The sequence below is a fragment of the Winogradskyella pelagia genome (assembly GCF_017581965.1).
Classification (GTDB): Bacteria; Bacteroidota; Bacteroidia; order Flavobacteriales; family Flavobacteriaceae; genus Winogradskyella; species Winogradskyella pelagia.
This window is the reverse complement of record NZ_JAGEVF010000052.1, coordinates 1-440: the sequence shown is the minus strand read 5'-3', so window position 1 is coordinate 440 and position 440 is coordinate 1. Positions and strand designations below refer to the sequence as shown.

General features: G+C 35.5%; 1 protein-coding gene. It reads right to left on the bottom strand.

All coding sequences use genetic code 11. The features are described 5' to 3' along the window. Positions 1–82: 82 nt before the first annotated feature. A partial coding sequence (locus tag J4050_RS15220; protein WP_208155469.1) for a hypothetical protein occupies positions 83–440 on the bottom strand: 358 nt, incomplete at its 5' end.

The following is a 440-nucleotide window of genomic DNA, read 5'->3' as shown; positions in this document are numbered from 1 at the left end:
AAAGTTAAACAAACTTTTGGCAGAGACAGATGTTAGCAATTCCGAGTGGATTCGGTCGTAGTCGAATCCGCCGTAATTGCGGTTATACATTGTTGGCAACAGTTTTATTTTTCTTAAATATTAGCGAAATCCAATAGACAATAATTGTCAAAATTGAACCAATTCCGATTCCATAACTTAAGCGCCAAAACCATTTCATTGCATCCTGTCCACCTTGAAATGTTTCTTTTTCCGAAAATGAGAATGAGAGATTGCCGGCAAGTAAATATGATATTGGTACCCAGAGAATTCCCAAAATAATAATGATTTTAATGAATCCAGAGAGAATTCTGTTCAGTTTTTCCGATGGCTTTCGTAACTCTTTTATTCCCCAATATACAGATAATGGAAGTGCAATCATTCCAGCCCAAGTTATAAAAGTTCCAAGAGGAATAGAATTA